Source organism: Phaeobacter gallaeciensis DSM 26640, from assembly GCF_000511385.1.
GTDB lineage: Bacteria > Pseudomonadota > Alphaproteobacteria > Rhodobacterales > Rhodobacteraceae > Phaeobacter > Phaeobacter gallaeciensis.
Genome location: NC_023140.1, coordinates 32,265 through 59,246, shown reverse-complemented (window position 1 = coordinate 59,246; position 26,982 = coordinate 32,265). Strand labels below are relative to the sequence as shown.

The window sequence follows — 26,982 nt, the reverse complement described above, 5'->3', positions numbered from 1 at the left end:
CGGCGCGCTGATCCAGAACGAGACATATCATGACACTAGCCCCTCCAACCGGCCGCAGCGGGCGCAGCCCCGCGGCCCGGCCACGCCCGCCCCGCGTGCTGCGCAATCTCAACGCAACAATCGCCTCCGTGCCGATGATCCTCACCGCGCTGGTGGTGTTCATGGGCGGCACCGCCTGGACGGTTGCGCATTCCTTCACCAAATCGCGGCTGCTGCCGAAGTGGAAATTCGTCGGTTTTGATCAATATGAGCGGCTCTGGTCCAGCAATCGCTGGCTGATCTCGGTCGAAAACCTGTTGATCTATGGCCTCTGCTCGCTGGTGCTGACCATGGCGATCGGTTTCACCCTGGCGGCGCTGCTGGACCGCAAGATCCGCTTTGAGGGCGCGTTTCGCACCATCTTTCTCTATCCGTTTGCGCTGTCTTTTGTGGTGACCGGATTGGCCTGGCAATGGATCCTGAACCCGGATTTCGGCATCCAGAATGTGGTGCGCAGCTGGGGCTGGGAAAGCTTTGCCTTTGATCCGCTGAACAACCCGGAAACGGTGATTTTCGGCGTGCTGATCGCCGGGCTGTGGCAAGGCAGCGGCTTTGTCATGGTGATCATGCTGGCGGGGCTGCGCGGCATTGATGAGGACATCTGGAAAGCCGCCCGTGTGGACGGGATCGGCGTGACGAAGACCTATGTTCGGGTGATCATCCCGATGATGCGCCCGGTGTTTGTCACCGCGCTGGTGATCATCGCCAGCGGCATTATCAAGCTCTACGATCTGGTGGTGGCCCAGACCAATGGCGGTCCCGGCATCTCATCCGAGGTGCCCGCGAAATACGTGATCAACTACATGTTTGAGGCCCAGAATCTGGGTCAGGGCTTTGCCGCCTCCACCATGATGCTGCTGTCGGTGATCATCATCCTTGTGCCCTGGGCCTATCTGGAATTCGGAGGGAAAAAACGTGGTTGATCTGTCCCCACAAACCCCGAAAGCCACCCCGGTCCGTATTCTGGACGGCCCGCGCGGTGCCAAGCCAAAGGCGAAGGTTTCGCGGCGAAATGTCATGCTTTATGGAACGCTGCTGCTGATCGCGCTCTACTATCTGCTGCCGCTCTACGTGATGGTTGTGACCTCGCTCAAGGGGATGCCGGAAATCCGGCTCGGCAATATCTTCTCGCCGCCGGTCGAGATCACGTTTCAGCCCTGGGTCAAGGCCTGGTCGGAGGCCTGCACCGGCATCAATTGCGATGGGCTGAGCCGGGGATTTGGCAATTCGATCAAGATCCTGGTGCCGTCGGTCGCGCTGTCCATCGCCATCGCCAGCGTCAATGGGTACGCGCTTGCAAACTGGCGGTTCAAAGGGTCGGAGACGTTTTTCACCATCCTGATCATCGGCGCCTTCATCCCTTATCAGACCATGCTCTATCCAATTGTGATCATCCTGCGCGAGCTGAAGCTGATGGGATCGCTGTGGGGGCTGGTGCTGGTGCATTCGATCTTTGGCATGCCGATCCTGACGCTGTTGTTCCGCAACTACTTTGCCTCCCTGCCGGAGGAGCTTTTCAAGGCGGCGCGGGTGGATGGCGCCGGGTTCTGGGGCATCTACCTGCGCGTCATGGTGCCAATGTCGATCCCGATCTTCGTCGTGGCCATGATCCTGCAAGTCACTGGGATCTGGAACGATTTCCTGTTTGGCGTGATTTATACCAAGCCGGAAACCTACCCGATGACAGTGCAGCTCAACAATATCGTCAACTCCGTCCAGGGGGTGAAGGAATATAACGTCAACATGGCCGCAACCCTTCTTACCGGGTTGGTGCCGCTGGTGATCTACCTCGTCTCTGGCAAACTGTTTGTGCGCGGCATCGCTGCTGGCGCTGTGAAAGGCTGATCTCTCATGACACTTATGACCCACTCCGTTGAGATCCGCGACCTGGACCTCCATTTCGGCGAGCTGCAGGTGCTGCATCAGCTGAACCTTGATATCGAACAGGGCGAATTTCTGGTGCTGCTCGGCTCATCCGGCTGCGGCAAGTCCACTTTGCTGAACTGTATTGCGGGCCTGCTGGATATCAGCGACGGGCAGATCTTCATTCAAGGCCAGAATGTCACCTGGGCGGAACCGTCGGAGCGCGGCATCGGCATGGTGTTCCAGTCCTATGCGCTTTACCCGCAGATGACGGTGGAGGGGAACCTCTCCTTTGGCCTGAAAAACGCCCGCCTTCCGAAGTCGGAGATCGCCAAACGCGTGGCCCGCGCCGCCGAGGTGTTGCAGATCGAACCGCTGCTGAAACGCAAACCCGCCGCCTTGTCGGGCGGGCAACGTCAGCGCGTCGCCATCGGGCGGGCGCTGGTGCGCGATGTGGATGTGTTCCTGTTCGATGAACCGCTGTCCAATCTGGATGCCAAGCTGCGCGCCGATCTGCGGGTGGAGCTGAAGCGGCTGCATCAGCAGCTGGCCAACACCATGATCTATGTGACCCATGATCAGGTCGAGGCGATGACACTGGCGGACCGTATCGCCATCATGAAGGGCGGGCGGATCATGCAGCTGAGCAGCCCGGATGAGATTTATAACCAGCCCCAGAACCTCTATGTCGCGGGTTTCATCGGCAGCCCGGCCATGAACCTGATCGAGGGGGTGCTGATTGACGGCGTGTTCCATGCCGGCGATCTCGCCCTGCCAATGCAGGGGTACGCCTACCAGAACGGGCCGCATCATGGCGCCGCTGTAATCGGCATCCGCCCGGAGCATATCCTGACCGGAGAGCAGATCACCCGCGCGGATACCACCGCCGAGGTGCTGGTGGATCTGGTCGAGGGGCTGGGGTCGGACACGTTGGTCTATGCGACCCATGGCACGCAGAATTTCCGCCTGCGCATGGATGGGGCCAGCCGGGTGTCGGCAGGCGACCGGCTGCGCATCGGCTTTGACACGGGCCGCGCCTCACTCTTTGACCCCAACACCGAAGCGCGCCTGTGACGGCGCCGGAAGGACTTACTATGACTGCTATTTCCTACCAACTCTATGGCTCGCGCAACTGGCCGCTGGCTGACACACTCACCATGCTGACAGAGGCTGGCTACACAGATGTTGAGGGCTATGGCGCGCTGTTTGCGCAGGTGCCGACGTTGGCCGAGGATCTGCGCGCGGCGGGGCTGAGTATGCCGACGCTGCATTACGGGCTGGACGATCTGGAGCGCGATCCGCAAACTGCCATCGCAATTGGGCGCGTAGTGGGCGCCGAGGCGATTTTTGCACCAATGCTGCAGGCTCCAGACCGGCCTGCGGATCGCGCTGGCTGGGAGGCGTTTGCCGCCCGTCTGGTGGCCGCCGGGCGACCGGTGCAGGAGGCCGGATTCGTCTTTGGCTGGCACAACCATGATTTTGAGTTGGTGGATCTGGGCGCTGGGGTGATGCCGCTGGATCTCATCGCCGGGGCCTCGCCCGAGTTGAAACTGGAACTGGATCTGGGCTGGACGGCCCGCGCGGGTCACAACCCGGTTGCCATGGTGGAGCGTTTCGCAGGTCAGATCCACGCTGCCCATATCAAAGACGTCGCGCCGGCCGGTGCCTGCGCGGATGAGGATGGCTGGGCCGATGTCGGCCATGGCACGGTCACCTGGGCCCCAGTTCACGCCGCCCTGCAAAAGGCTGGCGTGGATCGTTACGTGATCGAACATGACAACCCCAGTGATCATCGCCGCTGCGCCCGTCGGTCGCTGGCGACGGTACAGGCATTCTGAGAGGTCACCATGAACGAGCTGGGCATTGGCATCATCGGATGCGGAAATATCTCTCTCACCTATCTGAAAATGATCCCTCTTTTCAGCGGGATGACTCTTTGTGCGGTGGCAGATATCAACCCCGAGGCGGCACAGGCGCGGGCGGCGGAACACGGGCTGCGCGCCGAAACCGTGGAGGGTCTCCTGGCGGCTGAAGATATCGACGTGGTGGTGAATCTCACCATCCCGGAGGCGCATTATCCGCTGACCCGGCGCATTCTGGAGGCAGGCAAACACGCCTATTCGGAAAAACCGCTGGCGCTGACGCTGGATCAGGCCATTGCCCTGCGGGATCTGGCTAATCAGCGTGGCCTGCGTGTGGGATCTGCGCCTGATACATTTCTGGGCGGTTCCCATCAACTGGCCCGCGCCATGATTGATGAGGGACGGGTTGGCCGCGTGATTGGCGGCACCTGTCATGTGATGTCGCGCGGGATGGAGCACTGGCATCCGAACCCGGACTTCTTCTTTCAGCCGGGAGGCGGGCCGGTTCTGGATCTCGGACCTTATTATATCGCCAATCTCATTCAGTTTCTTGGCCCGGTGCGATCGGTGGCGGCGATGACGGCGGCCAGTTTCCCCACCCGCACCATCGGCAATGGGCCGCGCCACGGCGAGGAGATCCCGGTCGACACCGTCACCAATATCCATGCGCTGCTGGAATTCGACACCGGCGCGATCATCACCTTGGGGGCCAGCTGGGATGTCTGGACCAGCAGCCATCCCAATTTGGAGCTTTATGGGACCAAGGGCACGCTGCAGCTGCCCGACCCCAATTATTTCGGCGGCGTGGTCAGGATGAGCGAAGGGGATGGTGGTCTGACCCCCCTGGCGCCCGGTGATCACCCCTTTGCCCAGCCGAATGAAACGCGCCCCGACGGGCGCCGTCAGGCCAATTACCGCGCTGCCGGTCTTGCGGATATGGTTGCCGCCGTCACCCAGAACCGGCCCCATCGTTGCGACATTGAGCTGGCAGCCCATACGGTTGATGTGATGATGGCCATTCTGAAGGCCGGCGAGACCCGTGCCTGGGTCGCGACCACCACCAGCTGTCCTCGCCCGGCCCCGCTCCCCCCGCAAGAGGCCCGCGCGCTGATGCGCTGAAGGTGGCCGGAATCTTGCTGGTCAGGTCAGCGGCCTCATTCATCCAGAACGGAGGTGCCGACGGCCAGCAACTCCTGAACCAGCGGGTTCGGGAAGCGGCGTCTCAGGGTGATGGCATAGAAGGTTTCGCGGATGCGGGGGTGCTCTTCTGCTTCCAGCAACCGCCCGGAGGACAGTTCATCCTGCACCACGATCGGGGCCACCAGCGCCAGGCCGATGTCTTCGCGGGCCAAGAGACGCATCATCGCCATGTCGTCGACTTCCGCCGCGACCTGCGGCACCACGGACAGGCGACTGGCCATGGCATCAAAGGCGGTCCGCACCGTAGTGTCGGTGGTCGGGAGCACAAAGGGCTGGGTGGTCAGCAGTTCCCGGATGGGCAGGCGCGGGTTCAGCCGGTCCGGGGTGCCGACGATGCTGACCGCCTGATCCGCGATTTGATGGGTTTCATAAGGCGTCAGGCTGTCATTGGGCGGCTCTCGGTTCATTAGAACCAGATCAAGGTTCAGCGTCGCCAGCCCTTCCAGCAGTTCGGTCGGGCTGCCGGATCTGAGGATCACCTCAACATCGCTGCGCGCCAGCATCGGGCGCAGGAATCCGATCTGAAAGTTCCGGGACAGGGTCGCCAGCGCACCAACGCGCAGCGCCTGACGGCTGCGGCCCGTGTCTTCAAGCGTGGCGATCAGCTCCTGCCCGGTGGCAAAAATCGCATCCGCATGATCCAGCGCGATCCGCCCGGCTTCGGTCAGATGCAATTGCCGCCCGCGCCGGTCAAACAGGGGGTGCCCCAGCCGCTCCTCCAGCTGTTTGATCTGCACAGACAGGGCTGATTGCGACAGGTTCAGCCGCTGTGCGGTGCGGGTCAGATTGCCGTCATGGGCCACCGCCCAGAAATAGCGCAAGTGATGATAGTTCAGGGGCACTCATTCGTTTTAATAGAACGAATTCAGCATAACAATGAATTTTTATTAATACCCATACCGCGATAGCTCTCTCGCTGACGCAGCGTCGCGTGCTGCATTGTGATTGGGAGAGCCTCTTATGCTGTATCTGTTTCTGCCGCTTCTGGCCCCGGCCCTGCTGCTGGCGGTGGCGGTCCGTGCCCGCCGCAGCCCCGGTCTGCGCCCTGCTGCATTGCCGCGTCTGGCGGAATATGCGGGGCTTGGTGCCTTTGTTGTCTCGGTGATGTCGGCGGGTTTGCTGATGATGGAGGGTCCGGGCAGCTCGCCGCTGCTGGGTCTTTTGGGGGTCGGGCTGTCGGTGCGGCTGGATGTGGTCAGCGTCGTGATGCTCTGCCTGGTCAGTTTCATTGGCTGGATCGTGCTGCGTTACAGCGCCACCTATATGGATGGCGAGGCGCGGCAGGGTGCCTTTACCGGTTGGATGGCGGCCACTTTGGCGGCGGTTCTGCTTCTGGTGATGTCGGGTAATCTGGTGCAGCTGGTGCTGGCCTGGACTGCCACCAGCCTGTGTCTGCATCAGCTGCTGTTATTTTACCGCGACCGGACCACAGCGCGCCGCGCCGCCCGCAAGAAGGCTTTGGTGGCGCGGGCCAGCGAAGTGTCTCTGGCCATCGCCGCGCTCTTGCTGATCATGAGTTATGGCACCAGCGATATTGCCACCATTCTGGCCACCGCTGCGCCAGATCTGCTGACAATCACGGCCGCCGTGCTGATCGCGCTCGCGGCGGTACTCGCCTCGGCGCAGTTTCCTACCCATGGCTGGCTGACCGAGGTGATGGAGGCCCCGACGCCGGTGTCTGCATTGCTGCATGCCGGGGTGATCAACGCCGGGGGCTTCCTGCTGATCCGCTTTGCCGATGTGATGCTGGCGGCCCCTGCGGTGATGGCGCTGCTGGTGATGCTGGGCGGATTTACGGCGCTGTTTGGCGGGCTGGTGATGCTGACTCAGTCGGCGGTCAAGACCTCGCTGGCCTGGTCTACCATCGCGCAGATGGCATTCATGATCATGCAATGTGGTCTGGCGCTGTTCCCGCTGGCGCTGCTGCATATCGTGGCGCATTCGCTCTATAAGGCGCATGCGTTTCTCAGCGCCGGTGAGGCGGTGGCCAATGTCGCCGCGATCCGGCGCCCCGGCCCCGTCGCGGTGCCGAGCGGGCGCAATGTGATGCAAGCCTTTGGCATTGGTATTGTGATCTATGCACTGGTTGGCGCCATCTTCGGCTTTGATGGCAAATCGGTGCAGGCAATTGCGCTGGGGGTGATCCTGATTTTTGGTGTGGCCTATATTCTGGCACAGGGGCTGGCCGATGCCGCCCCCGGCGCGCTGACCCGGCGCACGGTGATCTATGCCACTGCGACCTCGGTCAGTTACTTCCTGCTGCAACTGGCGGCGCTGAAGCTGACCGCAGGCACCCTGCCCGCCACCCCGGCCCCTGGCCCGCTGGAATGGGCATTGATCCTGCTGGCGCTGGTCAGCTTTGGCGCGGTGGCCGTGGCGCAGGCGACTTTCCCGCTCTGGGCGATGCACCCGGCGGCCGCGGGGCTGCGGGTTCACCTGTCCAACGGGCTTTATGCAAACGCGATTTTTGACCGGCTGCTGGGTGGCTGGTCAAAGCGGACACAGCTCTGAAACCGGGAGATTGAAGCGATGTTGATGAAGCACGAAACCTATCCTGCGGCCCTGTTGGAGCTGGTCACCTGCGCCAATCAGGCCTCCCGCGCAATCCCGCCGCTGTTTCCGCTGACTGCCAGCGTTGCGGTGAACCCATTCCTTGGCCAGAGCGAGGAACCACTGGCGGTGACTTCGGCGCGGTTGGCGCGGGTCGCGGGCACCCGGGTGACCCCGCAGCGCAGCCACTGGGCGGCAAAACAGGCCGCGGGGGAACTCACCGACAGCGATCTGCGCGCCGCGCTGGCGCGGACCGACGCTCAATTCAGCGGGGTGACGCTGGCGGATCTTCATGCGGCACTCGCCCCGGCGGAGGCTGCGGGCGACCCGGTGGTCCTGCCCACGGTGGCGGACCTGGCGGCCGATGTCTCCGGGCTCGACTGGCCCGGCCTTATCGAAGATCGGATCGGTGCCTTCGCCACCAGCCATTTTGATCAGGGTCAGGCGCTGTGGCAGCCCGACCGCACCGGGGGTACCTATGCTGCGTGGCGCCAGTTCGCCACCCGCGACCTGACGCCGGAAGTCCACGGGCTGCGCGGCTTTGGCAGTTTTGTCAGCGCCACCAACCGGTCCCATTGGCGCGCGATTGGGCGGGCCTCGGAAACGCTTGGCCTGACCTCAGAGGCGGCGGGCACCGGGTTTCATCGCTGGCTGGTTACCCTTCAGGGCTGGGCACAATATGGCCGTTATCTGTCGTGGCAGGCAGAGCTGGAGGGCAGCAGCGACACCACCACGGTGGAGCTGCTGGCGATCCGGATGGTGTTTGACGAGGCGCTGTTTCATCAGTACCGCGACGCGATTGAGACACGCTGGCAGGCTGTGATCGCCCAGCATGAAGCCCCGGTAACGCCAAGCCGCGATCACATCATCGACGCGATCCTGCAGGAGGCCGGAGAACGGGCCGCCCAGCGGCATCTGGCCACCACGCTTGCGGCCGTCCCGCGTCAGGTGACTGAGGATGGCGCCGAGGGTACGGCTGCGCGTCCGGCGGTGCAGGCAGCGTTCTGTATTGATGTCCGCTCAGAGGTGTTTCGCCGCGCGCTGGAGGCGCAGGACAGCGGTGTGGAGACGATCGGGTTTGCCGGGTTCTTCGGACTTGCGACAGCGCATAACGCAGCCGGATCCGATGTCATCGAAGGCCGGGGGCCAGTGCTGCTGACAGCGGGTGTCTGTTCCAATGCTGCGGAACCCGGCAGGCTTGATCTGGCGCGGCGCTATGCGGCGCGGGCCAGACGGGCCTGGGGGCGGTTCAAACTGGCGGCAGTCTCGTCCTTTGCCTTTGTTGAGGCGACGGGTCCGGTCTATGCGGGCAAGCTGCTGCGCGACGCCTTTGGTATCAGCGGTCACGCAACCACCGATCCGGTGCCGCAACTGGACCCATCGGTGGATCTGGATAGCCGCATCGCGATGGCAAAAACCATCCTGTCGGCGATGTCACTGACCGATAATTTTGCCCCGGTGGTCCTGTTGGCAGGCCATGGCGCGGATGTGACCAACAACCCCCACGCCAGTGCCCTGCACTGCGGCGCCTGTGGCGGTCATGCGGGGGATGTGAACGCGCGGCTTCTGGCCCAGCTGCTGAATGACACCGGGGTGCGCGCGGGCCTGACTGCGGTGGGGATCGTGATCCCGCAGGACACGGTTTTTCTGGCGGCGTTGCATCATACCACCACCGATCAGGTGACGCTCTATGAGCAGGATCTGCCGACCGGATGTGAGACCCGGCTTGCCCGCGATCTGGCGCGCCTGCGCCGCTGGGTTAAGGCTGCGGGGGCACTGGCGCGCAGTGAGCGCGCCGCCCGGCTGCCCCGCGCCAAGGCGGGCGGCGATATTTTGCGCCGGTCGTCAGACTGGGCTGAGCTACGCCCCGAATGGGGGCTGGCGGGGTGCCGGGCCTTTGTCGCGGCGCCACGCAGCCGGACCGAGGGCACGGCGCTGGACGGGCAGTCCTTTCTGCACAGCTATGACTGGCGCGCGGATGAGGGGTTCGGCGTGCTGGAGCTAATCATGACCGCGCCGGTGGTGGTCGCCAGCTGGATCAGCCTGCAATATTATGGCTCCAGCGTTGCCCCGGCCCTGTTCGGCGGCGGCAACAAGCTGTTGCACAATGTGGCTGGCGGCATCGGCGTGCTGGAGGGCAACGGCGGCGCGCTGAAACCCGGCCTGCCTTGGCAGTCGGTGCATGATGGCGAGGCGCTGCAACATGACCCGCTGCGCCTGACCGTGGTGATCGAAGCCCCACGTGAGGCCATGACCCAGATTCTGGAGCGTCACTCGCAGGTGCGTGACCTGTTCGACAATGGCTGGCTGCATTTGATTGCGATGGATGAGCACGGGCAGCTGGCCTGGCGCTACGATGGGGGCCTCAGCTGGTCACGGTTCGACGCGGGCGAAGGTGCCGCAGCCTCGCTTGGCATCGCTGCCGAGTAACTGAACCGCCTGAATCCAAAGCCTGAACCAAGGCGCCGTCCCAGCGACAGCGCGGGCGGCGTTTTTTGTTGCAGGTAATCTGGTGCCGACAGACCGGGATCAGTCCAGCGAGACCCAGAGGACATGCGCGTCCTCCTCGCTGGTTGAGACGCAGCAGTGGCCCATACCGCTATCATAATAGACCGTATCGCCGGCCTTCATCGGCAGTGGGCGGTAATGTTCTGTATAAAGGACTAGTTCCCCGCTGATCACCAACATGAATTCCTCACCACTGTGGCGGATCCAGGTTTCAAACTCCGACACATCCCGCGCCTTGATCCGGCTGAAATAAGGCAGCATCCGTTTGCTGGTCAGCTCGGTGCAGAGCAGCTCATGGTCGTAGGTCTCGGTTTCCTGATGCTCGCCCTCGCCCTTGCGGGTGTAGTCGCGCCGACCGGAAATATCGCTCTTGGCGGATTGCACGAAGAGTTGCGGGGTTTGCAGATCCAGCGTCTGCATCAGGCGGCGAATGATCTCGAAACTGGGGCGGGTCTGGTTGTTCTCGATCTTCGACAGGGTGGAGCGCCCGATATTGGCAGCCTTGGCCGCCTCCTCCAGCGTCAGGCCCTTTTCCTTCCTCGAATCTCGAATCATTTTCCCCAGCGCATCGCCGTCCGGGGCCTCGGCAACCTCTGCCACGGGGGCACCGTCTTCCGGATTGATAGGTTCCATTGGCGTGCAATCTCCTGAGTTTCCCAATGTTTAACCCCCTCTCAAACTTAGGTCAAAGTTTCTATGTGAAACCAATAGTTGCTTATGGTGGAAAAGTTTCTTAAAGGAAATTCACGGGAGAGTTAGGGACATATGTTCCCTGACAGACAAACTGGAGGGCAGATTATGAGCCTATATGACCTGATCGTTATTGGTGGTGGCCCGGGCGGCTATGTTGCAGCCATTCGCGCGGCTCAGCTGGGTCTCAAGGTGGCCTGTATCGAAGGGCGCGGAACCCTGGGCGGTACCTGTCTTAATGTCGGCTGTATCCCCTCCAAGGCGATGCTCTCCTCCTCCGGTAAATATGAAAGCCTGTCGCATTTGGCCGGTCACGGGATTGCTATTGATGGCGCCCGGCTGGATCTGGACGCGATGATGGCGCGCAAGGACAAGATTGTCGGCGATCTTACCAAAGGCATTGCCTTCCTGTTCAAGAAGAACGGCGTTGATCTGATCGAAGGCTGGGCCAGCATTCCCGCTGTCGGCAAGGTGAAGGTTGGCGACGAGATCCACGAGACCAAGAACATCCTGATCGCCTCCGGCTCCGAACCCACCCCGCTGCCGGGCGTCGATATCGACGAGGGCGACGTGGTGTCCAGCACCGGCGCGCTGACCCTGCCAGAGGTGCCCAAGCATCTGGTGGTGGTCGGTGCCGGTGTCATCGGGCTGGAGCTGGGTCAGGTCTGGTCGCGTCTTGGTGCAAAGGTCACCGTGGTCGAATATCTCGACCGGATCCTGCCGGGCATCGACGGCGAAATCGCCAAACTGGCACAGCGCGCCCTGTCCAAACGGGGGCTGAAGTTCCAGCTGGGCCGCGCGCTGAAATTCATCGACCGGGGTGAGGAGGGACTGACCCTGACGCTGGACCGCGTCGGCAAAGACAAAGAAGAGCAGCTGGTCGCAGACAAGGTGCTGATCGCCATCGGCCGTCGCCCGGTGATCCGGGGTCTGGGGCTGGAAGCGCTGGGTGTTTCCGTCAATGCGCGCGGCTTTGTCGAGGTGGACGAACGCTTCTCCACATCTGTCGAAGGCATTTATGCGATTGGTGATTGTGTGCCTGGCCCGATGCTGGCGCATAAGGCTGAGGAGGACGGCGTGGCCTGTGTCGAGATGCTCGCCGGTCAGGCGGGGCATGTGGATTACAACACGGTCCCCGGCATCGTCTATACGGACCCCGAAGTGGCATCGGTGGGCAAGACCGAAGAGGCGCTGAAAGAGGCGGGCACGGATTACATTGTCGGCAAATTCACCTTCATGGCCAATTCCCGTGCCCGTGCGCAGGGCGAAACCGACGGCGCGGTCAAAGTGCTGGCAACGCCCGAAGGCCAGATCCTGGGCGCCCATATCTGCGGCGCACATGGCGGTGATCTGATCGCCGAACTGGTGCTGGCCATGACCAAAGGCGCCACCGTTGGTGAGGTGGCGGCCACCTGCCACGCGCATCCGGCGATGGCCGAAGCGGTGAAGGAAGCCTGCCTTGATGCCATGGGCCGGGCCATCCACGCCTGATCGCAGCCTGATCTCTCGCCCTGAGGAGGTACCCCAGATGAACGTCCCGATGCCGCGGCTCCGCCACCCGGAAAAGTCGAAAAAGGCCGATAGCGAGATCCCGCGCAAGCCGAAGTGGATCCGCCGCAAGAAAATCGAGAGCGCGGAATATTTCGAAACCCGTCGTCTGATGCGGGACCACAATCTGACCACCGTCTGTGAAGAGGCCGCCTGCCCCAACATCGGTGAATGCTGGTCCAAACGCCACGCCACCATGATGATCATGGGCGAGGTCTGCACCCGTGGCTGTTCCTTCTGCAACGTCTCCACCGGCCGCCCCGATGCGCTGGACGCCTTTGAGCCGGGCCGCGTGGCCTTGGCAGTGAAGAAACTGGCGCTGCGTCATGTGGTGATCACCAGCGTTGACCGCGACGATCTTGAGGACGGCGGCGCCGAGCATATTGCCCAGACCATCCGCGCCGTGCGACACCAGACCCCCGACACCACGATTGAGGTGCTGACCCCGGATTTCCTCGGCAAAGGCAACGCCGCAGAGATCGTGTTTGAGGCCGCGCCGGATGTGTTCAACCACAATCTGGAAACCGTGCCGCACCTCTACCCCCGTGTCCGCCCCGGCGCGCGCTATTACAGCTCGCTGCGCCTGCTGGATGACGCCAAACGCGCCAATCCGCAGGTGTTCACCAAATCCGGCCTGATGGTTGGCATGGGCGAAACTTTGGAAGATCTGCGTCAGGTGATGGACGATCTGCGCGCCGCAGATGTCGATTTCCTGACCGTGGGCCAATATTTGCAGCCCACCCCGAAACATCATCCGATTGATCGCTTCGTCACCCCTGAGGAGTTCGAGCAGATTGAGCGGATGGCCCGCAGCAAAGGGTTCCTGGGTGTCTCGGCGACACCTCTGACCCGCTCATCCTTCCACGCGGATGAGGATTTTGCAGCGCTGAAAGAGGCCCGGAACAGGCAGCTCGCCAGCGTCAATGTCGGGGGTGAACAGTAACCCGTCACCCCCGGATTGGGGTCTGCCCCGCGGCTGGTCGGTCGCGGCAGGAGGGGCGGAACCCAGAAAACGACTTGTCATCGGTCGCGAACCGCAGCAAAGGCCGGGACAGGCAATCTAAGGCCAGAGAATACCACCTAAAGGGAGGAAAAATATGGAAGTTCTGAATTCAATTGTGGGCTATATCAACGGGATCGTCTGGGGCCCGCTGATGTTGGTCCTCATTCTTGGCGTTGGCCTGTTTTTGCAGGTCGGGCTGAAGCTGATGCCCATCCTGCGCATCGGCACCGGCTTTGCGCTGCTGTTCAAAGGCCGCGAGGCGGGCGATGGCGAAGGCCAGATCTCACCGTTTAACGCGCTGATGACCGCGCTGTCCGCCACCATCGGCACCGGCAACATCGCCGGCGTTGCAACCGCCGTGTTCCTCGGCGGTCCCGGCGCGCTGTTCTGGATGTGGATGACCGCACTTGTGGGTATGGCCACCAAATATTCTGAAGCCGTGCTGGCGGTGAAATACCGTGAGCAGGACGGTCAGGGCAACTACGTCGGTGGCCCGATGTATTACATCAAAAATGGTCTTGGCCAGAAATGGGCCTGGCTGGGCTTTGCCTTTGCTCTGTTCGGCGCAATTGCGGCCTTTGGCATCGGCAACGGTGTGCAGGCCAATGGTGTGGCGCAGGTGCTGGAAACCAACTTTGGCTTCAACCCGTCCATCACCGGTATCGTGCTGATGGCGCTGACCGGTGCCGTGATCCTCGGCGGTATCACCCGCATTGGGGCTGTGGCCGGTAAGCTGGTGCCGTTCATGGCCGTGAGCTACATCACCATCGGTCTGTTGGTGCTGATCATCAACGCCGACCAACTGGGCAACGCCTTGGGTCTGGTTTTCACCTATGCCTTCACCCCTTCCGCTGCTGAAGGTGGCTTTGCCGGGGCTGCGGTCTGGGCCGCGATCCGCTTTGGTGTGGCGCGTGGCGTGTTCTCGAACGAAGCCGGTCTGGGCTCCGCTCCGATTGCGCATGCCGCAGCTGAGACCAAAGGTCCGGTAAACCAGGGTCTGATCGCGATGCTGGGCACGTTCATCGACACCATCATCGTCTGCTCCATCACCGGTCTGGCGATCATCGCCTCCGGCGCCTGGACCTCGGGCGAAAGTGGCGCTGCGCTGACGTCGCTGGCGTTTGAAACCTCCCTGCCCGGCTTTGGTGGCTATGTGATTGCCATCGCGCTGTCGATCTTTGCCTTTACCACCATTCTCGGCTGGTCCTACTATGGCGAGAAATGCGTCGGCTACCTGCTGGGCGCCAAGGTGCTGATCGGCTACCGTGTGCTGTGGATCGTCGCGATCTACTTTGGGGCCACCGCTGATCTGGGCTTCATCTGGCTGCTGGCAGACACGCTGAACGCCATGATGGCGATCCCGAACCTGATCGCCCTCGCCCTGCTGAGCCCGGTTGTCTTCAAGGTGACCAAGGAGTTCTTTGCCTCCAACGGGCAGACCGAAGAGCCGAGCAAAGGCGCGGCAGAATAACCAAAATCAACCTACATCGGGGCGCGGCAGGCGTCGCGCCCCGGTTCCTTTCAAATTCCAATTCAAGGGCAAGACGCTATGACCGACGCGCCGAAACGTACTCCGCTCTATGACCTGCATGTCGCCCTCGGCGGCAAGATGGTCGACTTTGCCGGCTGGGAAATGCCGGTCCAATACCCCATGGGCATCATGGGAGAGCACAAGCAGTGCCGCGAGAAAGCTGCGCTGTTCGATGTCAGCCACATGGGTCAGGTGATCCTGCGCGGCGACAACGTCGGCGAGAAACTGGAAGCGATCTGCCCGCAGGCCTATGCCACCCTCAAGGAAGGCAAGGCGCGCTATGGTTTCTTCACCAATGAAGACGGCGGCATCATGGATGACCTCATCGTCTCCAACGCTGGCGACCATTATTTCGTCGTGGTGAACGCAGCCCTGCGTCATCAGGACATTCCCCATATGAAGGCGCATCTCGACGGCGTCGAAGTAACTGAGATCTTCGACCGGGCACTGGTCGCTGTTCAGGGTCCCGCCGCCGAAAACGTCGTAGGCGATCTTTGCCCTGCTGCCCGTGAGATGAAGTTCATGGAAACCATCGTCGCTGATATCGACGGTGTGGAATGCCGCCTGTCACGCCTCGGCTACACCGGCGAAGATGGCTATGAGATTTCCATTCCCGATGCAGACGCCGAACGCATCACCAAACTGTTCCTGGCCCATGAGGATTGTGAGCCGGCTGGTCTAGGCGCGCGTGACAGCCTGCGTCTGGAAGCCGGTCTTTGCCTCTATGGCAACGACATCGACCAGTCGACCTCCCCGATTGAGGCGTCGCTGGCCTGGGCGATCCAGAAACGCCGCAAGGAAGAAGGCGGCTTCCCCGGTGCCGACCGCATCCAGAAAGAGCTGGCCGACGGCGCTGCCAAGAAACTGGTCGGGATCAAACCCTCCGGTCGCGCCCCTGCCCGTCAGCACGTCGAGATCCAATGCGCCGAAGGCAACACCATCGGTGAGATCACCTCCGGCTGCTTTGGCCCCACCGTCGGCGGCCCGGTTGCCATGGGCTATGTTGCGGCCCCGCACGGCAAAGCCGGCGAACAAGTCAAGCTGATCATTCGGGGCAAGGCCCATGACGCAGAAATCGTCGCCCTGCCCTTCGTCACCCAGAATTACAAACGCTAAGCTCCAGGAGTACCCGAGATGACCACCTATTATTCCGAAGATCACGAATGGATCACCGTCGAGGGCGACACCGCCACGCTCGGCATCACCAAACACGCGGCTGACCAGCTGGGCGAAGTTGTCTTTGTCGAGCAGCAGGACACCGGCGAAGAGTTCGAAAAAGGCGGCGAGATCGGCGTCATTGAATCGGTGAAAGCGGCGTCGGAAATCTACGCGCCTCTGGATGGTGAAATCACCGCCGTGAACGAAGATCTGGCCGACAACCCCAGCGCCCTGAACGAAGACCCGGAAGGCGCGGCCTGGATCTACAAAATCAAGCTCTCCGACAGCGCCCAGCTGGAAGATCTGATGGATCTGGACGGCTACAAGGCCCTGATCGGCTGATCCTGCTGATGGGCCGGGCCGGCTGTCGTGCTGGCCCGACCCCTCCCTTGATTACCCGCCGGTATGGTCCGGCGGGACCACCACGAATTAGGACATTCCCATGGCCTTCAAACTGACTGATTACGAAGCCTACGACTTTGCCAATCGCCGCCACATCGGGCCCAGCCCGCGTGAGATGGCTGATATGCTGAAGGTGATCGGCTTCAACACCCTCGATGAGCTGATCGACGCCACCGTGCCGTCCGCCATCCGCCAGAAAGAGGCGCTGGACTGGGGCCCGGCGATGACCGAACGCGATGCGCTCTTCCACATGAAAGAGATCGCGGGCAAGAACAAGGTGCTGACCTCCCTGATCGGTCAGGGCTACCACGGCACCACCACACCCGCCCCGATCCTGCGCAACATTCTGGAAAACCCCGCCTGGTACACGGCTTACACGCCCTATCAGCCCGAGATTTCGCAGGGTCGTCTTGAAGCGCTGTTGAACTTCCAGACCATGGTCAGCGATTTAACCGGCCTGCCGGTGGCCAATGCCTCGCTGCTCGACGAAGCCACTGCCGCCGCCGAAGCCATGGCGATGGCGCATCGCGGCTCGCGCTCCAAGGCGAATAACGCGGCCTTCTTCGTGGATAAGAACTGCCACCCGCAGACCGTCGCCGTGATCAAGACCCGCGCCGAGCCTCTGGGCATCGATGTTGTCGTTGCCGAACCGGCAGAACTGGATGCGGGCGCCGTCTTTGGCGCGATCTTCCAGTATCCCGGCACCCATGGTCACGTCACCGACTTCAGCGACCAGATTGCCGCCCTGCACGAGCACAAGGGCATCGCGGTTGTGGCCGCCGACATCCTGTCGTTGGCGCTGCTGAAATCCCCCGGTGAAATGGGCGCGGACATCGCCATCGGTTCGACCCAGCGTTTTGGCGTTCCGATGGGCTACGGCGGCCCGCACGCTGCCTATATGGCGACTTCGGACAAGCTGAAACGCTCGATGCCGGGCCGGATTATCGGCGTGTCCATCGATGCCCGCGGCAACAAGGCCTACCGCCTGTCGCTGCAAACCCGCGAACAGCACATCCGCCGCGAGAAAGCCAACTCCAACGTCTGTACCGCACAGGCGCTGCTGGCCGTGATCGCGTCGATGTATGCCGTCTACCACGGTCCCGATGGCATCAAGGCGATTGCCCAGTCCGTCCACCGCAAGACCGCGCGTCTGGCGGCTGGTCTGGAAGAGGCCGGGTTCAAGGTTGAGCCGGAAGTCTTCTTCGACACCATCACCGTCGAAGTTGGCCACCTGCAGAAAACCGTCATGGAAGCCGCCGTCCAGCGGGGCATCAACCTGCGCCGCGTCGGCGAAACCAAGGTTGGCATCTCGCTCGACGAACAGACCCGCCCCGAAACCATCGAGGCCGTCTGGGGTGCCTTTGGCATCGAGCGCAAGGACGACAGCTCCAACAAGCAGTACCGTCTGCCCGAAGCCATGCTGCGCGACAGCGAGTATCTGACTCACCCGATCTTCCACAAGAACCGGGCCGAGGCAGAGATCACCCGCTACATGCGCCGTCTAGCCGACCGCGACCTGGCGCTGGACCGTGCGATGATCCCGCTTGGCTCCTGCACCATGAAGCTGAACGCGACCATCGAAATGATCCCGGTCACCTGGCCGGAATTTGGCAACCTGCACCCCTTCGTTCCCGAAGATCAGGCGCAGGGCTACCACCAGATGATCGCCGATCTGAACGACAAGCTGTGCCAGATCACCGGCTATGATGCGATCTCCCAGCAGCCGAACTCCGGTGCGCAGGGCGAATATGCGGGCCTGCTGACGATCCGCAACTACCACGCATCGCGTGGCCAAGCGCATCGCAACGTCTGCCTGATCCCAACCTCGGCTCATGGCACCAACCCTGCGTCCGCGCAAATGGTAGGCTGGAAAGTGGTTCCGATCAAAGCGGACGACAACGGCAACATCGACGTCGCAGATTTCCGCGAGAAGGCAGAGAAACACTCTGACCACCTTGCGGCCTGCATGATCACCTACCCGTCCACCCATGGCGTGTTTGAGACCACCGTTCAGGAGGTCTGCCAGATCACCCATGATCACGGCGGTCAGGTCTATATCGATGGCGCCAATATGAACGCGATGGTGGGTGTGTCCCGTCCGGGTGATATTGGCGGCGACGTCAGCCACCTGAACCTGCACAAGACCTTCTGCATTCCGCATGGCGGTGGTGGCCCCGGCATGGGTCCGATCGGCGTCAAGGCGCATCTGACCGAGCACCTGCCGGGTCACCCGGAATACGGCACCGCCGTGGGTCCGGTCTCAGCGGCGCCCTTCGGCTCGCCTTCGATCCTGCCGGTCAGCTGGGCGTATATCCTGCTGATGGGTGGCGCTGGCCTGACCCAGGCGACCAAGGTGGCAATTCTCAACGCCAACTACATCGCCGCGCGTCTGCAGGATGCCTATCCGATCCTCTACACCTCCGAATCCGGTCGTGTGGCGCATGAGTGCATTCTGGACACCCGTCCGCTGAATGACGAGGCTGGCGTCTCCGTTGACGATGTGGCCAAGCGCCTGATCGACAGCGGGTTCCACGCGCCGACCATGTCCTGGCCGGTGGCTGGCACGCTGATGGTGGAGCCGACGGAATCCGAACCCAAGGATGAGCTGGACCGCTTCTGCGAAGCCATGCTGTCCATCCGGTCGGAAGCGCAGGATATCATCGACGGTAAGATCGATGCTGAAAACAACCCGCTGAAGCACGCCCCACACACGGTGCGCGATCTGGTTGGTGAGTGGGATCGTCCCTACTCGCGCGAGCAGGCCTGCTTCCCTCCGGGCAACCTCGGCGTTGATAAATACTGGCCGGCGGTGAACCGCGTCGACAACGCCTATGGCGACCGCAACCTGATCTGCACCTGCCCTCCGATGGAGGACTATGCAGAGGCGGCTGAATAAGCCTCCCTCCCAAGACCCGAGGTGTCGCCGGTCTCGACCGGCGGCCCTCCTGTCCGGACCAATCCACGTACAGTACGAGAGGCAGACAGATGACCATCCACTCCCCGCACCACGGCGATACCGATTTTGCATTGGCCCATGGCCGCGCCTTGCGCCACATCGACGTCGTCCTTCCCGAAGGCGCGCCGCGTTCCTCCGCCCAGATCATCCTGGATCTGTTCGAGGCCGCGAATGAGCTGTTGGACGGGGTGCAATACCGGGTGCGTGTCTGTGGTCTGGATATGCTCTCCAGTGGTCCAGCCGGTGCCCGGCCGCGCTCTCTCGTGGTGTTTCTCGGCGATATTCACAGCCGCTGGCAGCTGTCTCCCAAGGAGCGCGCCCGCGTCAATCAGGTGATGCGACTGGCAGACCGCAGCGCCTTTGTCGGCGGTGCCGTGTTCCTGTTGGATGCGCTGGCGCGTGGCGATGACCATGATCTGGCAATCCACCCGAATTTCCTTGCCTCAGCCGGGGAATGCAGCCTGCGTCAAGATCAAGACGGCGCCGCAACCGCTGTCTCCGGCACGGTGCATTCGGCGATCTGCAATTTCGCCACACCGCGGATGCTGCTGGACATCGTTGCCGCCGATTGCGGACGTCTGGCCGCTGATGGCATGGCGCATTACCTTGGCCTTGATACCGGCAAACGCCCGACCAAAAGCCGCGTTGCCCTGAACCTTGAACAGAAATCCGCAGGCGATACGCTGATCACCCAATGCCTTGCGGTGATGCAGGACAACATCGAGGTGCCGCTCTCAGTCGCTACCTTGGCTGACACTCTCAATGTCTCCACCCGCTGCCTGCAGCGCCGATTTACCCGCCATTTCGACCGCTCACCGCTCAGCGTGTATCGCGCGCTGCGGGTGGAGCGCGCCCATCAGCTGCTGACCCAGACCGATATTCCGGTGCGTCAGGTTGCTGTGGCCACCGGATTTGGCAGCTATCAAAGCCTCAGCCAGCATATCCGCGAAACCTATGGCCATTCCCCCGACGTGATCCGCCGCAGCGCCTTTCGCGGCGTGGCCCCCGAAACCATGCGCCCGCGCCGGTTTCGCCAGTCCGAGACCACAGCCCTCGAACCCCGCACAATGTAACGCAAGAGCTGTGGCGTGACGGCCATCCGTCATCCTGTCACGGTCACCGGTCTATGTGCCCCACCACGCTATCGACAGCCAGATCAACAAGTTGCCCGCGAGGGGTCCACTCAACCCCCTGCATGGTGATCAGCGAATGCATGATCCCGTGAAGTTGGCAAATCAGGCCATCGGTTGCGATCTTCACCCGTTCGTGACAGCGCGGAAGCTCCAGCCCGCTGGCGACAGTATTGAAAAAGATCTCATAGGCATCGATCACGGACTCCCGCGACACAAATGAGGTGACGTCCTTTTTGCTGACACCTGAACTCATGAAGACAAGGTGATAGTGGTCAATATTGCGGAACCAGTAGTCGACATAGGAATGGCTGGCGCTGCGCAATCTGTCCACTGGCGTCTGCACGCCCGTCGCGGCGGAATCTACCTCCTTGAAGGCTGCGCCGAGAATATGCGCCCAGATCGTGGATAGGATCTCCATTTTGCTGGGGAAATACCTGTAGAGCGCCATCGGCGTTAGCCCCACCTCCTTGCCAAGCCGACGCATCGAAACCGATGCGAACCCCTCCTGTATGAACAGATGCAGGGCTACGGTGGTGATCTCCTCCCGGCGCTGTTGCAACGCATCTTCGGACAAGGCAGGCCGCCCGCGCCTGGGCGTTGCCCCTTGCTTGGTCACATCACCGGTCATGGCAGGGCTCATCTCTCAACATAAAAATAAATTATACGCGTATAATTTTAATTGCCAAGCGCGACCAATAACTATACGCGTAAGATAATACCTATTCACGCTTCTGCCCTCACACCTCAATCAAGACAGAGAGCCATCATGCACTACGCCTTGAGAACAGTTTTGACCCTCACCGGGATCATCATTATCGCACTGGGTCTGAATGTTGCTCTGGGCGGGATACAGACACTTGGATGGCAGGGCGCAGACCCGTTTCTTGAGGTGACTGACCTGGAGATATTCGCCGTGCGCGACAACCATGTCAGGTTCATTGCTGGTGTCTGGATGGCCGTTGGCATACTCATGATCCTTGGCGCCACGCGCTTGCGTCAGATGCGATCCATCTTGCTGACACTCGTCGCAATGGTGTTCACAGGCGGGGTGATGCGGCTGTCCGCTGCCGATACCGGAGTGCTCTTCAGCATGGACATCGCGCCATCACTCATCGCTGAGCTTGTTCTCTTCCCAATATTGGGATGGTGGATTTTTGTGGCGACCCATCGGCCAATCTGATGAAAGCAGATGTTGCATCACGCTCAGCCCGCTAGGGATTGCGCTGCCCTGTGCCAGCCTCCGTCGCCACCTGCGCGCCGATCCGGCATCGGATCAGAGCCGATCCTTGATATGATACCAGCCAAAGGCCAGCGGCAGCGACAACCGCCGCCAGCGGCCCAGCTCAAACCGGCGCAGGGGCCGCTGCATCAGATCCGGGTGCGGCCGCGTGTGACGCCCCAACGCCTGATCGGCGATCAGCGCCCCGGCATAAGGTGCCATACAGACACCGCTGCCATGATAGCCAAGCGCCGCAAAGGCATTATCCATCCCCGGTATCGCCCCGGCAAAGGGCACCAGATTGCGGGTCATGCAGATGAGGCCGGACCAGAAATGCTCTGTCTCGACCGCACGCCAGGCCGGGAACATCCGGTCAAAATCGGCCCGCGCCTTCGCCTCGGTGACGGCGATATTCTCCTCGCTTACCCGAACCGAGCCGCGCAGCCCCAACAACAGGCGACGATCCGGCAACAGACGCAGATAATGCAGCAGCGTGCGGCTGTCGCAGACCATCTGCTCACTCCACCAGCCCTGATCAGCAATTTCTGCCTCGCTCAACGGGCGGGTCACCATGATATTGGACTGCACCGGCAGATAGCGCCCCGCCAGCGCCCCGGGCAGATCATCCGAAGAATAGCCATTGGTGGCAACCAGCAGATGCCGGGCGCGCACCTGCCCTTTCGGTCCCTGCAACAGATAGCCGCCCGCCGCCGGGATGATGGCCTGCACCGGCGTGTCGGAGAACATCCGCACCCCGGCAGCCTCCACCGCGCGGGTGAGGCCGAGCACGAATTTCATCGGGTTCAGCGCAAAGCCAACCGGCAGGTTGACTGCGCCATGAAACTCCGGGCTGTTCAGCCCATGGGCGGCCATCTCTTCCTGCGGGATAAACTCATAGGGCAGACCATAGCGACGGGTGTACTCCTGCCCGTAGTCATGCAGCTCCGTCAGGCGATCGGGGCGGTGGGCGACGAATGTATAGCCGCGTGAGTGACGATCGACCTCCAGCGCCAGCCGCTCCACATAGCTCTCCACCAGATCAACGGCGGCCCGCTCCGCTGCGAAAAACTGTTCCGCATCCGCCTGCCCATAGCGGCGCAGGATCGCATCATCCGCCAGCTTCGCGCTGCCAACGGACACCAGCCCGCCGTTGCGCCCAGACGCCCCCCAGCCCGGGCGCTGCGCATCCAGAAGCACCACATCGGCCCCGGCCTCCGCCAGTGTCAGCGCCGCCGACAACCCGGTGTAGCCGCCGCCAATCACGGCAAATTCTGCCGTGACCTCGTCCCGCAGCGGCGCGTATCGTGGCGCCGGATCCGGTAGGAAACGGTCCCAATACCGCCCGCTGATAGGCCGGTCGGTATAGGCAAGGGGTTCGTAAATACGTCTCATCCGGGCGCGCCCTCACAATCAGGTCCTGCCCCGGATCTATCCGCAGCAACCGGGGCGCCGTCAATCCCGCGCAGAAGCCTTGGGCAGGCGGGCCGCGTCAGCCGTGATAGCAGGCGATGGGGCGGCCTTCGACCTCGCGCAGGGCAACCGGCGTCTGATAAAGCGCGCTGAGGCTTTCGCTTGTCGCCACCTCCGCCACCGGTCCGGCAAAGGCAACGCGGCCAGCAGCAAGAGCGACGACATGATCAGCCCAGCTGATCGCATAGTTGAGATCATGCAGCACGATCACGATGCTCTTGCCGCGGGTATCCGCGAGATGCCGCAGCTGCGCCATCAGATTGCGCGCGTGGTTGAGGTCGAGATTGTTGAGCGGTTCATCCAGTAGCAACCAATCGGTATCCTGCGCATAGGCCATCGCGATAAACGCCCGTTGCCGCTGACCGCCGGACAATTCATCCAGGAACCGGTCGCGCAGATCCTCCAGTTCAAACAGCGCCAGCGCATCGGCAATGGCGGCCTGATCCTCCGCACCCAGCCGCCCCCGGCTGTGCGGCCAACGCCCGAAACCAACGAGATCGCGCACTCGCACCCGGCTCGCGACGTCCAACTGTTGACCGACCACCGCCATTCGGCGCGCCAGCTCTTCCGGTTTGATACTGCGCAGATCACATCCCGACAGGCTGATCCGCCCCCAGCTTGCCGTCAGCTGCTGCGCGATCAGCTTCAGCAACGTCGATTTCCCGGCCCCGTTCGGACCGATCAGCGCGGTGATCTGACCTGCGGGCAGGCAGGCATCCACCGTGTCCAGAATTGGTTTACCCCCCAGCGTGAACGACAGGCCTGTCACATCGATCATCTCAGTTTTCCTTTCAGCAGCAACAGGATGAACAGCAGGCCACCGCAGAATTCAATCACGATCGCAAGGCTGGATTGGAGCTGCAAAAGCCGCTCAAACAGGGTTTGTCCGGCGACCAGAATAATGGCGGCAATCAACGCCGAGGCGGGCAGCAGCAATGCGTGCCGATGGCTTTGCATCAGGCTGTGAGCGAGGCTGGTGACCAACAACCCGAGAAAGGCAATCGGCCCCACCAGCGCCGTCGAGACCGAGACCAGCGCGGCGATAATGCACAGCAGCTGCATTTGCAGCCGGTCGTATCTGACCCCCAGACTGCGGGCCTGATCGCGTCCCAATGCGGCCACATCCAGCAGCGCCGCGCGTCGCAACAGCCAGGGCGTCGCCAGCAGGGTCACTACCGCAGCGGCCAGCAGCGCGCCACGGTCGATACTGCCGAACTGCGCAAACATCCGCGTCTGCACCACGGCAAAGGCCGAGGGATCCATCAGCCGTTGTAGAAACACCGCCAGGGTGCGCAGCAATACAGCAATCACCACACCAACAAGGATCATCAGCTGGATGTCACCGCGGGTGCGCCGCAGCAGACCGGTGAACAACACCAGCGCGGCCGCCATCATCACGCCGGCATTCAACAGAAACCCCGCAAACCCCGACAGCTGGGCCATCGACGCCAGCCCGAACATCATCACTAGGACCGACTGCATCAGCAGAAACAGCGCATCAAATCCCATGATCGAGGGCGTCAGAATCCGGTTGTTGCTCAGCGTTTGAAACAGCACCGTCGCCAGGCCAATGGCCGTACCGACACATATTAGCCCCGCCAGCTTTGTTGCCCGCAGCTGCAGGATATAAGCCGACGGCACCCCGTCGGACCACGGCAACCCCCAGCTGATGAAACCGGCAGCCGCACCAATCAGCAGCCCCACCAGTACCAGCAACCGGCGGTCCAGCGGCACCAGCCGCCGCCCTTTCATGCGCGACAGAGCTACCTCAGCCATGGGCGGACCGTCGCAGCAGCATCACCAGAAACAGCGCCGCCCCAAACAGCCCGAAAACCGTGCCCGCCGGGATCTCGTAAGGGGCGCGCAGCAATCGGCCCAGCATGTCACAGACCAGCAGCAACCCCGCCCCAGTCGCCGCCACCACCGGCAGGCTGTCACGCAGGTTGTCGCCCATGATCCGTGACACCAGATTGGGCACCACCAGCCCGACAAAGGGCAGAACACCAACAGTCACGATCACCAACGCCGACACCAGCGACACCACCACCACGCCAAAGCCAAGCACCTGCCCGTAACGCAGGCCAAGCCCCCGGCTGGCCATCTCGCCCAGCCCCACAATGGTGAATTGATCCGCCACCAGATAGGCCAGCCCCGCCAGCAGCCCGGCCAGCCACAACAACTCGTACCGCCCAGACAGCACGCCGGAGAATTCGCCACTCATCCAGATCGCGAGATATTGCAGCAGATCGGCCTGAAACGCGATGAACCCGGCAGCGGCGGCCAGAATGCCCCCATAGACCAGACCCACCAGTGGCACCAACAGCGGCTGATGCGGGGGGATGCGCCGGGCCAGTGCCAGAAACACCAGCGTCCCCAGCAAGGCCGCCACCGCCGCACATAGCATCTTGGCAAAGATCGGCAGCGCGGGTGCCAGCAGAGTTGCCCCCAGCAACCCCAGCATGGCCGCCTCATTGGTGCCGGTGGTGCCCGGTTCGACAAAGCGGTTGCGCACCAGGAGCTGCATGATCACCCCGGCAACCGCCATCGTGGCTCCGGTCAGGATCACCGCCAGTGTGCGCGGGATGCGGCTGATCAGCAGCAGCTGCGCCGCCTTGGGGTCCTGCAACAGCGCAAGCGGTGAGGCCTGATTAACCCCGATCGCGCAGCTCAACCCCGCCAGCAACACCAAAAGCAACAGGCACAGGCAGATCGCACCGCGTGCGGATCTGCCCGGCTTGCCTAGCCCGATTGTTGATCCCGTGGCCTCAGCCACCGGCGGCAAAACCTGCACGGATCTGCTCCAGCGTGGCGGTCATCGACTGAATGCCACCGCCCGCAATGTAGATCGCAGCGGAGTCGAGATAAATGACCTGACCTTTTTTCCAGGCTTCGGTTCCGGTCACCAGCGCATTGTCCAGCGTCGCCGCAGCGGCTTGATTGTCCTGCCCGATGGCGTTGGCCCGGTCGATGACAATCAGCCAGTCGGGATTGGCCTGCGCGATATATTCAAAGGAAATCGCCTCACCATGAGTTGCGGCCTCTGCTGCCTTTGCGGCTTCGGCTGCATCGCCAGAGGTTGCCTCCGACTGCTCGATCATCGCCTCCGGCAGGTTGAGCGCGCCGTGCAACCAGCCAAAGCGAGACTGCGCGCCATAGGTGGTCACTTTCGGCCCATTTGTCATCACGATCAACGCCCGTCCGCGCCCGTCTACGGCAGCCCGCGCCGCCTCCAGCTTGGCCAGAAACGCGGTTTCAAGGGCTGCCGCCGCCTCCCCGCGCCCCATCAGTGCGCCATAGCTGCGCAGTCGCGACAACGCCAGATCGACGTGGCTGGCGCCCCAGATGGTCATATCAATGGTGGGCGCGATCTCCGACAGCGCCTCAACTTGACGGGAGGAACGCCCACCCGCCACGATCAGATCCGGCGCCAGTCCTGCAATTGCCTCGAAATCCGGCTCAAACAGCGTCCCCATTGGCGCCGCCTCAGCCTGCTGTTTGTCCAGATAATCCACATAAAGCCGCGACGGCAGCCCGGCCATGGGCACGTCCAAAGCTGCCAGCGTATCGACGGCAGCGATGTCCAGCACCACAATTTTCTGGGGCTGCGCGGGCAGATCCCGCATACCCAAAGCGGTCATGACAGGCACGGTGGCGCGGTCTGTCCCTGTGGTGGTCTGATCTGCCGTGGCCGTACCCGCCAGTCCAAGCATCAATGCAGCGGCCAGCTGCAATCGCGTCCATTTTGCCATGTGTTCAATCCCGTCAGATGGATAACGGCTGGCAATCAGGCTGGCTCAAAATCGCCCGTTTGTTAGGCCGGGCGCCAGCAAAAGTCCAGAGATCATTCCCA

At 62.3% G+C, this 26,982-nt stretch carries 23 protein-coding genes; 15 read left to right on the top strand and 8 right to left on the bottom strand.

Features of this window, described 5'->3' with window-relative positions:
- Positions 1 to 29: 29 nt before the first annotated feature.
- Genes GAL_RS20860 through GAL_RS20840 form a run of 5 tightly spaced genes read left to right on the top strand, consistent with a single transcriptional unit; the run spans position 30 to position 4,883 of the window.
- Positions 30 to 962 (top strand): carbohydrate ABC transporter permease, encoded by a 933-nt coding sequence (locus tag GAL_RS20860; RefSeq protein ID WP_024099578.1) that lies wholly within the window; start codon positions 30 to 32, stop codon positions 960 to 962.
- Positions 955 to 1,884 carry a carbohydrate ABC transporter permease gene (locus tag GAL_RS20855; RefSeq protein WP_024099577.1) on the top strand — a complete coding sequence of 310 codons (930 nt, stop codon included), beginning with the start codon at positions 955 to 957 and terminating at the stop codon, positions 1,882 to 1,884. The genes GAL_RS20860 and GAL_RS20855 overlap by 8 nt, the downstream gene beginning before the upstream one ends.
- 6 nt (positions 1,885 to 1,890) lie before the next feature.
- Positions 1,891 to 2,976: an ABC transporter ATP-binding protein gene (locus GAL_RS20850; protein ID WP_024099576.1), complete on the top strand. Its 1,086-nt coding sequence runs from the start codon at positions 1,891 to 1,893 to the stop codon at positions 2,974 to 2,976.
- A 20-nt stretch (positions 2,977 to 2,996) separates the two neighbouring features.
- Positions 2,997 to 3,740: a sugar phosphate isomerase/epimerase family protein gene (locus GAL_RS20845; protein WP_024099575.1), complete on the top strand. Its 744-nt coding sequence runs from the start codon at positions 2,997 to 2,999 to the stop codon at positions 3,738 to 3,740.
- Between the two features lie 9 nt (positions 3,741 to 3,749).
- Entirely contained in the window at positions 3,750 to 4,883 is a 1,134-nt protein-coding gene (locus tag GAL_RS20840) for a Gfo/Idh/MocA family protein (RefSeq protein ID WP_024099574.1), read from the top strand.
- A gap of 35 nt (positions 4,884 to 4,918) precedes the next feature.
- On the opposite strand, the gene GAL_RS20835 is transcribed toward GAL_RS20840, so the two are convergent.
- Positions 4,919 to 5,806, bottom strand: coding sequence for a LysR family transcriptional regulator (locus GAL_RS20835; RefSeq protein WP_024099573.1), 888 nt, complete (start codon positions 5,804 to 5,806; stop codon positions 4,919 to 4,921).
- 118 nt (positions 5,807 to 5,924) lie between these two features.
- On the opposite strand from GAL_RS20835, the gene GAL_RS20830 reads away from it, so the two are divergent.
- Together GAL_RS20830 and GAL_RS20825 are read left to right on the top strand one after the other, a co-directional pair.
- A complete protein-coding gene (locus GAL_RS20830) occupies positions 5,925 to 7,475 on the top strand; it encodes a proton-conducting transporter transmembrane domain-containing protein (RefSeq protein WP_024099572.1) in 1,551 nt (516 codons plus the stop codon).
- An 18-nt stretch (positions 7,476 to 7,493) separates the two neighbouring features.
- Positions 7,494 to 9,944, top strand: coding sequence for a YbcC family protein (locus tag GAL_RS20825; protein WP_024099571.1), 2,451 nt, complete (start codon positions 7,494 to 7,496; stop codon positions 9,942 to 9,944).
- A gap of 99 nt (positions 9,945 to 10,043) precedes the next feature.
- Here GAL_RS20825 and GAL_RS20820 read toward each other — a convergent pair whose 3' ends face one another.
- The gene (locus tag GAL_RS20820; RefSeq protein ID WP_024099570.1) at positions 10,044 to 10,655 is read right to left on the bottom strand and encodes a helix-turn-helix domain-containing protein; all 612 of its coding nucleotides are present in this window, start codon (positions 10,653 to 10,655) and stop codon (positions 10,044 to 10,046) included.
- Between the two features lie 165 nt (positions 10,656 to 10,820).
- Here GAL_RS20820 and lpdA point away from each other — a divergent pair, with 165 nt between their 5' ends.
- The 7 genes from lpdA (at position 10,821) to GAL_RS20785 (ending at position 20,383) form a co-directional block, all read left to right on the top strand.
- On the top strand, positions 10,821 to 12,203 hold the full coding sequence (gene lpdA / locus GAL_RS20815) for a dihydrolipoyl dehydrogenase (protein ID WP_024099569.1): 1,383 nt from the start codon (positions 10,821 to 10,823) through the stop codon (positions 12,201 to 12,203).
- Between the two features lie 37 nt (positions 12,204 to 12,240).
- Positions 12,241 to 13,203 (top strand): lipoyl synthase, encoded by a 963-nt coding sequence (lipA, locus tag GAL_RS20810; RefSeq protein WP_024099568.1) that lies wholly within the window; start codon positions 12,241 to 12,243, stop codon positions 13,201 to 13,203.
- Between the two features lie 154 nt (positions 13,204 to 13,357).
- The gene (locus GAL_RS20805; protein ID WP_024099567.1) at positions 13,358 to 14,734 is read left to right on the top strand and encodes an alanine/glycine:cation symporter family protein; all 1,377 of its coding nucleotides are present in this window, start codon (positions 13,358 to 13,360) and stop codon (positions 14,732 to 14,734) included.
- 78 nt (positions 14,735 to 14,812) lie between these two features.
- On the top strand, positions 14,813 to 15,910 hold the full coding sequence (gene gcvT, locus GAL_RS20800) for a glycine cleavage system aminomethyltransferase GcvT (protein ID WP_024099566.1): 1,098 nt from the start codon (positions 14,813 to 14,815) through the stop codon (positions 15,908 to 15,910).
- Positions 15,911 to 15,928: 18 nt separating this feature from the next.
- Positions 15,929 to 16,294 carry a glycine cleavage system protein GcvH gene (gene gcvH, locus GAL_RS20795; RefSeq protein ID WP_014889455.1) on the top strand — a complete coding sequence of 122 codons (366 nt, stop codon included), beginning with the start codon at positions 15,929 to 15,931 and terminating at the stop codon, positions 16,292 to 16,294.
- Positions 16,295 to 16,394: 100 nt separating this feature from the next.
- Positions 16,395 to 19,250 (top strand): aminomethyl-transferring glycine dehydrogenase, encoded by a 2,856-nt coding sequence (gene gcvP / locus GAL_RS20790; protein WP_024099565.1) that lies wholly within the window; start codon positions 16,395 to 16,397, stop codon positions 19,248 to 19,250.
- 89 nt (positions 19,251 to 19,339) lie between these two features.
- Entirely contained in the window at positions 19,340 to 20,383 is a 1,044-nt protein-coding gene (locus tag GAL_RS20785; protein ID WP_024099564.1) for a helix-turn-helix domain-containing protein, read from the top strand.
- Positions 20,384 to 20,426: 43 nt separating this feature from the next.
- Here GAL_RS20785 and GAL_RS20780 read toward each other — a convergent pair whose 3' ends face one another.
- Positions 20,427 to 21,071: a TetR/AcrR family transcriptional regulator gene (locus GAL_RS20780; protein WP_024099563.1), complete on the bottom strand. Its 645-nt coding sequence runs from the start codon at positions 21,069 to 21,071 to the stop codon at positions 20,427 to 20,429.
- A 138-nt stretch (positions 21,072 to 21,209) separates the two neighbouring features.
- Here GAL_RS20780 and GAL_RS20775 point away from each other — a divergent pair, with 138 nt between their 5' ends.
- Complete coding sequence (locus GAL_RS20775) at positions 21,210 to 21,623, top strand: DUF4345 domain-containing protein (protein WP_024099562.1); 414 nt, start codon at positions 21,210 to 21,212, stop codon at positions 21,621 to 21,623.
- A gap of 93 nt (positions 21,624 to 21,716) precedes the next feature.
- Here the strand turns inward: GAL_RS20775 and GAL_RS20770 are convergent, their stop codons facing one another.
- The 5 genes from GAL_RS20770 to GAL_RS20750 form a co-directional block, all read right to left on the bottom strand.
- On the bottom strand, positions 21,717 to 23,054 hold the full coding sequence (locus GAL_RS20770) for an NAD(P)/FAD-dependent oxidoreductase (RefSeq protein WP_024099561.1): 1,338 nt from the start codon (positions 23,052 to 23,054) through the stop codon (positions 21,717 to 21,719).
- A gap of 97 nt (positions 23,055 to 23,151) precedes the next feature.
- Positions 23,152 to 23,910: an iron ABC transporter ATP-binding protein gene (locus GAL_RS20765; RefSeq protein WP_024099560.1), complete on the bottom strand. Its 759-nt coding sequence runs from the start codon at positions 23,908 to 23,910 to the stop codon at positions 23,152 to 23,154.
- Positions 23,907 to 24,908: an iron chelate uptake ABC transporter family permease subunit gene (locus tag GAL_RS20760; protein WP_024099559.1), complete on the bottom strand. Its 1,002-nt coding sequence runs from the start codon at positions 24,906 to 24,908 to the stop codon at positions 23,907 to 23,909. Before GAL_RS20760 ends, GAL_RS20765 begins: the two co-directional genes overlap by 4 nt.
- A complete protein-coding gene (locus GAL_RS20755; RefSeq protein ID WP_096596935.1) occupies positions 24,901 to 25,905 on the bottom strand; it encodes an ABC transporter permease in 1,005 nt (334 codons plus the stop codon). The genes GAL_RS20760 and GAL_RS20755 overlap by 8 nt, the downstream gene beginning before the upstream one ends.
- Positions 25,898 to 26,881: a siderophore ABC transporter substrate-binding protein gene (locus GAL_RS20750; RefSeq protein ID WP_024099557.1), complete on the bottom strand. Its 984-nt coding sequence runs from the start codon at positions 26,879 to 26,881 to the stop codon at positions 25,898 to 25,900. The genes GAL_RS20755 and GAL_RS20750 overlap by 8 nt, the downstream gene beginning before the upstream one ends.
- Positions 26,882 to 26,982 lie beyond the last annotated feature (101 nt).

What these genes read in the sequence shown, in the direction of transcription:
- GAL_RS20860 (WP_024099578.1), top strand. Translation starts at nt 30, where the DNA reads ATGACACTAGCCCCTCCAACCGGCCGCAGCGGGCGCAGCCCCGCGGCC.
- GAL_RS20850 (WP_024099576.1), top strand. Translation starts at nt 1,891, where the DNA reads ATGACACTTATGACCCACTCCGTTGAGATCCGCGACCTGGACCTCCAT.
- GAL_RS20845 (WP_024099575.1), top strand. Translation starts at nt 2,997, where the DNA reads ATGACTGCTATTTCCTACCAACTCTATGGCTCGCGCAACTGGCCGCTG.
- GAL_RS20840 (WP_024099574.1), top strand. Translation starts at nt 3,750, where the DNA reads ATGAACGAGCTGGGCATTGGCATCATCGGATGCGGAAATATCTCTCTC.
- GAL_RS20830 (WP_024099572.1), top strand. Translation starts at nt 5,925, where the DNA reads ATGCTGTATCTGTTTCTGCCGCTTCTGGCCCCGGCCCTGCTGCTGGCG.
- GAL_RS20825 (WP_024099571.1), top strand. Translation starts at nt 7,494, where the DNA reads ATGTTGATGAAGCACGAAACCTATCCTGCGGCCCTGTTGGAGCTGGTC.
- GAL_RS20820 (WP_024099570.1), bottom strand. Translation starts at nt 10,655, where the DNA reads ATGGAACCTATCAATCCGGAAGACGGTGCCCCCGTGGCAGAGGTTGCC.
- lpdA (WP_024099569.1), top strand. Translation starts at nt 10,821, where the DNA reads ATGAGCCTATATGACCTGATCGTTATTGGTGGTGGCCCGGGCGGCTAT.
- lipA (WP_024099568.1), top strand. Translation starts at nt 12,241, where the DNA reads ATGAACGTCCCGATGCCGCGGCTCCGCCACCCGGAAAAGTCGAAAAAG.
- GAL_RS20805 (WP_024099567.1), top strand. Translation starts at nt 13,358, where the DNA reads ATGGAAGTTCTGAATTCAATTGTGGGCTATATCAACGGGATCGTCTGG.
- gcvT (WP_024099566.1), top strand. Translation starts at nt 14,813, where the DNA reads ATGACCGACGCGCCGAAACGTACTCCGCTCTATGACCTGCATGTCGCC.
- gcvH (WP_014889455.1), top strand. Translation starts at nt 15,929, where the DNA reads ATGACCACCTATTATTCCGAAGATCACGAATGGATCACCGTCGAGGGC.
- gcvP (WP_024099565.1), top strand. Translation starts at nt 16,395, where the DNA reads ATGGCCTTCAAACTGACTGATTACGAAGCCTACGACTTTGCCAATCGC.
- GAL_RS20785 (WP_024099564.1), top strand. Translation starts at nt 19,340, where the DNA reads ATGACCATCCACTCCCCGCACCACGGCGATACCGATTTTGCATTGGCC.
- GAL_RS20780 (WP_024099563.1), bottom strand. Translation starts at nt 21,071, where the DNA reads ATGACCGGTGATGTGACCAAGCAAGGGGCAACGCCCAGGCGCGGGCGG.
- GAL_RS20775 (WP_024099562.1), top strand. Translation starts at nt 21,210, where the DNA reads ATGCACTACGCCTTGAGAACAGTTTTGACCCTCACCGGGATCATCATT.
- GAL_RS20770 (WP_024099561.1), bottom strand. Translation starts at nt 23,054, where the DNA reads ATGAGACGTATTTACGAACCCCTTGCCTATACCGACCGGCCTATCAGC.
- GAL_RS20765 (WP_024099560.1), bottom strand. Translation starts at nt 23,910, where the DNA reads ATGATCGATGTGACAGGCCTGTCGTTCACGCTGGGGGGTAAACCAATT.
- GAL_RS20760 (WP_024099559.1), bottom strand. Translation starts at nt 24,908, where the DNA reads ATGGCTGAGGTAGCTCTGTCGCGCATGAAAGGGCGGCGGCTGGTGCCG.
- GAL_RS20750 (WP_024099557.1), bottom strand. Translation starts at nt 26,881, where the DNA reads ATGGCAAAATGGACGCGATTGCAGCTGGCCGCTGCATTGATGCTTGGA.